The organism is Plasticicumulans sp. (assembly GCF_035331805.1).
GTDB lineage: Bacteria > Pseudomonadota > Gammaproteobacteria > Competibacterales > Competibacteraceae > Plasticicumulans.
Genome location: NZ_DAOLKE010000296.1, coordinates 1 through 4349, shown reverse-complemented (window position 1 = coordinate 4349; position 4349 = coordinate 1). Strand labels below are relative to the sequence as shown.

Genomic DNA, 4349 nt, shown 5'->3' with positions numbered 1-4349 from the left:
GCAGCACCAGCGTCTGCACTGCACGCCGCGTCCACAGCGCATACGGCAGATCCAGTTCGTCCGGACGATGCGCGGCCACCAGATCGCGGATGCGCAGTTCCGTCGACCGCACCAGACTGCGTCCTTCTCCGCTGCGCCGTCCGCGCTTGCCACTGGCCAGTCCCGCCTCGCCCTGTTCCCGGTAACGCCGGCCCCATAACCGGACCGTGCAGATATTCACTCCTATAATTTCGGATATTTCCTGCCAGGACTTGCCTTGCTCATGCAGACGGATGGCTTGCTCGCGCAATGATTTCTGAACTTCCTGCGGCAGTGTGCGTGCATCGGGCTTGTTCATGGGAAACCCTCAAACAATCAACAGGTGCTCAGGAAGGATAGCGGATGTAATTGGTGTTTGTTTGCCGGGTTAATAAATCGATACAGTTACAGCCATGCATGTCACTTGGCACAACTGCGGTGGCTCCGGGTTGCCCGGATCTAACGGACACTAGATCACCCGTTCTAAGGCGAGATTTTGCGAGCAGTTCATTTGATTCTTTGGAAATATACACTAAGTTTTCTTTGCTAATTCTGTCAGCGCAGATATTAAGTGATCGAAGGGCGGGCACACCATCATCGACGTAATATTTTGAAGGCTCAACGACAATTCCGACCGTAATTTCAGGGCTGATTGTCTTTAGGCGTTTTACCTGCCAATGCGCCGGCACCTCCCCCAGCCACTCCACACCGGAATCCTTCATCGGCACATCCGGATCAAGCCCGCGAGTAACGGCGTGGGAGATGGTGGCCTGACGCTTCTCGGCCAGCAGGGCGATGAGTTTTTTCTGTTCGGCGATCAGGGAGTCAATCTTGGAGGTTTCTTGGTCAAGAAATTCCACAATTTCGGATTGTTCGGAAATGACTGGAAATGCCCATAAGATATTGCGAACAAAATCATCTGGCACGCGTTTCTGACCACCAGCACCATACATGGCTGCCTCTCCCGTCTTGCGGAAGCCCGGCGACTGGAAAATCCATTTCAAGAAATCTCCTGTCACTTGCGTGGCTTTTGGTCGAGCCACAATCAGTTCCGTGGTTCCAAAACCTATGCCGTTCATCAAGCCTCGCATCAGGGCGCCTTTGCCGTTTTCAAAGCATGGCGTGATTTTGGCAATGGTTACGTCGCCATCCCGGAAATATGTATAGCCTGTTTCAACCTCAGAAATTGGCCGAGTCCGGTCCAGATTCAGCGAGCCATCCTCGCCAATCGCCTCCATCGGCAGAAACGACACTTCGTCATCACGATCAATGCTCGATATCTCGGATTTCGATGGATTCATATCCGCAACAAAGCGGATTCGCTTCATCAACCAATGCGCCGGCACCTCCCCCAACCATTCCACCCCGCTGTCCTTGTATTCCGGATACCTCGGCAAACTCATTCCCCGACCTCCACCGGCGCCAGCATGTTCATGATCAGGCGGATCAGCGTTTCCTTCTGCGCCGGTGCCGATTCGGCTACCAGCAGACACAGCGCTGCCAGCCCGATGTCGTTGATGACCGGCTCGCCGCGCGCATCGAGCAGGCGGCGGTTGCGGTGCAGGAAATCCACGAACAGATACGCCGCGCTGCGCTTGTTACCGTCCGCGAACGGGTGGTTCTTGATCACGAAATACAGCAGGTGCGCGGCTTTCGATTCGACGCTCGCATACACCGGCTCGCCGAAGGCGGTCTGGTCGAGATTGCCGAGCAGGGCTTCCAGTCCGTCGCCGCGTTCGCGCGCGAACAGTTCGCCGGCCTCACCGCGGGCCTGCAGCCCGGCTTTCAGTTCCGCCAGCGCCGTGCGCGCTTCGGCTGGCGTCGGCAGGCAGCCGCCGGCCTGCGTTGCCGGTTCGGTCAGCAGGCCTTCGTCGTAGCGCTGCAGCAGCGCGAAGGTCTGCGCGTAGCGGCTGACGATGTCGACCAGCCCGCGGCCCTGATCGGCGCTCAGTTCCGGCAGCCGGGCGGTGTGGCGCACCAGCAGCAGTGCCGCTTCCAGCTCGCGGGCGTTGGTCTCCAGCCGCTGGCGGCTGAGGGTGTAGCCGCGCGTAAGGTGCTCGCGCAGCACGCCGGTCGCCCACTGCCGGAAGCGCACGCCTTCCGGCGACTTGACCCGGTAGCCGACCGAGATGATGACGTCGAGGTTGTAGTGCTCGATGTCCCGGCTGACCTGACGGTCGCCCTCGGTTTGAACCTGTGCAAATTTTGCACAGGTTGCCGCCGGCTCCAGTTCCTGCTCGCTGTAGAGGTTGCGGATATGGCGGTTGATGACCGTGCGATCCCGCCCGAACAGCGCCGCCATCTGCTCCTGCCGCAGCCAGACGGAATCCCCGTCGAGCCGCACCTCCACCGCACCGGCAGCATTCCGATAAATCTGCAGTTCGCTCATTCGGCCAGCTCCCCGAGCATGCGCACGATGTTTGCCGACACCGCCTGCAGCTCGGCATCGATCACCTGCAGGCTGCGCGGCGGCTCGAACACATAGAAGTGGCGGTTGAACGGAATCTCGTAGCCGACCTTGCTCTTGTCGGTGTCGATCCAGGCATCGGGCGCATGCGGCAGCACCTCGCGGCGGAAATACACGTCGATGTCCTCGGTCAGCGGCACGTTCTCGGTATCGCGCAAGGCGGAGTCGGGCTGCGGTTTGCCTTTGTGCTTCCCCTTCTGGATGGTCACAACCTTGCCGTCGGCGTCGCGCAGCGGGCGTTCGACGGTGATCGTCGTGTAGCCGAAATCCTCGTTGCGGAAGATGCGCGCCACCGGCACGCGCCGCAGCCGTCCGCCGGCCGGTGCCTGCGGCGGATTGTCGGTAGCGGTCAGCAGTTGCGGCTCGCCGAGCGGCTGGCCGGCGGCGTCGAGCGCCGTCACCCATTCGGCTTCGGTGAAGTCGCCGAACAGCCGCGTCAGCGTGTCGATGTGCGCCGGGCTCATCTCCCGGCGCTTGCTGCCGAGGCTCTTGCGCATCTTCTGCCAGAAGCCGGAGCCGTCGATCAGTTGCACGTAACCGCGCCGGTCGGCCGGCTTGCGGTTCGACAGCACCCAGACGTAGGTGGCGATGCCGGTGTTGTAGAACAGGTCGGACGGCAGACCGACAATGGCTTCAAGCAGATCGTTTTCGAGCACGTAACGGCGGATTTCGCTCTCGCCGCTGCCGGCACCGCCGGTGAACAGCGGCGAGCCGTTGAGCACGATGCCGATGCGGCTGCCGCCGTCCGCGGGCTTGCGCATCTTCGCCAGCAGATGCAGCAGGAACAGCAGTGAACCGTCGCTGACCCGCGGCAGGCCGGGACCGAAGCGGCCGGCGAAACCCTTCTGCTCATGCTCGGCGCGCACGGCCTTCTCGACCTTCTTCCATTCCACGCCGAACGGCGGGTTCGACAGCAGGTAATCGAAGTGCTGGCCGGCGTGGCCGTCGTCGCTGAGCGTGTTGCCGGCGACGATGTTGCTGACGTTCTGGCCCTTGATCAGCATGTCGGCCTTGCAGATCGCGTAGGACTCGTCGTTGAGTTCCTGCCCGAACAGCGTCAGCCGCGCCTGCGGGTTGTGTTCGTGCAGATACTCGCCGGCGACCGACAGCATGCCGCCGGTGCCGGCAGTCGGGTCGTACAGCGTGCGCACCACGGCCTGGCCGGGGCTGAGCACGTCGCCGTCCTCGATGAACAGCAGGTTGACCATCAGCCGGATGACTTCGCGCGGCGTGAAGTGCTCGCCGGCCGTCTCGTTGCTGATTTCCGCGAACTTGCGGATCAGCTCCTCGAACACCGCGCCCATGCTGGCGTTGTCGACCGTCGCCGGATGCAGGTCGATGCCGGCGAACTTCTCGGTGACCAGATACAGCAGCCCGGCCTTGGCCAGCCGCTCGATCTGGGTCTGCAGGTCGAAGCGCTCGAAGATGTCGCGCGCCGCCGGCGAGAAACCCTGCACGTAGGCGTACAGGTTCGGGCGGATGTGGTCCTGATCGCCGAGCAGCCGGCCGAGATCGAGCGGCGAGACGTTGAAGAAACCCTGACCGGTGAGGCGCAGCAGATAGGGATCGGGCGGCATGCCCTCGTGCCTGCGTGCCGCGTGCTCGGCCAGCACCGCCGCCTTGGTCGGCGCCAGCACGCAGTCGAGCCGGCGCAATACCGTGAACGGCAGGATCACGCGCCCGTACTCGGACTGCTTGTAATCGCCGCGCAGCAGGTCGGCGACGGACCAGAGGAAGGACGACAGGGCCTGATGGTTCATGCGGGGTTCGGACTGGCTGGCGGGGAAAAGGGCGGTCGGCACGGACGGCGGCCGGGCGCGGAGTGTGCCGGCCGCTCAGGTCGCAAACCACCAGTCAATGCCCT

At 62.5% G+C, this 4349-nt stretch carries 4 protein-coding genes; all 4 read right to left on the bottom strand.

The features are described from left to right. Positions 1–337 (bottom strand): helix-turn-helix domain-containing protein (locus PKE44_RS15595; protein ID WP_324552937.1); only part of this gene is annotated, 337 nt, incomplete at its 3' end. Between the two features lie 28 nt (positions 338–365). Continuing rightward, the gene (locus PKE44_RS15590) at positions 366–1421 is read right to left on the bottom strand and encodes a restriction endonuclease subunit S (protein WP_324552934.1); all 1056 of its coding nucleotides are present in this window, start codon (positions 1419–1421) and stop codon (positions 366–368) included. After that, positions 1418–2407 (bottom strand): virulence protein RhuM/Fic/DOC family protein, encoded by a 990-nt coding sequence (locus PKE44_RS15585; RefSeq protein ID WP_324552930.1) that lies wholly within the window; start codon positions 2405–2407, stop codon positions 1418–1420. Before PKE44_RS15585 ends, PKE44_RS15590 begins: the two co-directional genes overlap by 4 nt. Next, complete coding sequence (locus tag PKE44_RS15580; RefSeq protein WP_324552927.1) at positions 2404–4245, bottom strand: class I SAM-dependent DNA methyltransferase; 1842 nt, start codon at positions 4243–4245, stop codon at positions 2404–2406. Before PKE44_RS15580 ends, PKE44_RS15585 begins: the two co-directional genes overlap by 4 nt. Positions 4246–4349 lie beyond the last annotated feature (104 nt).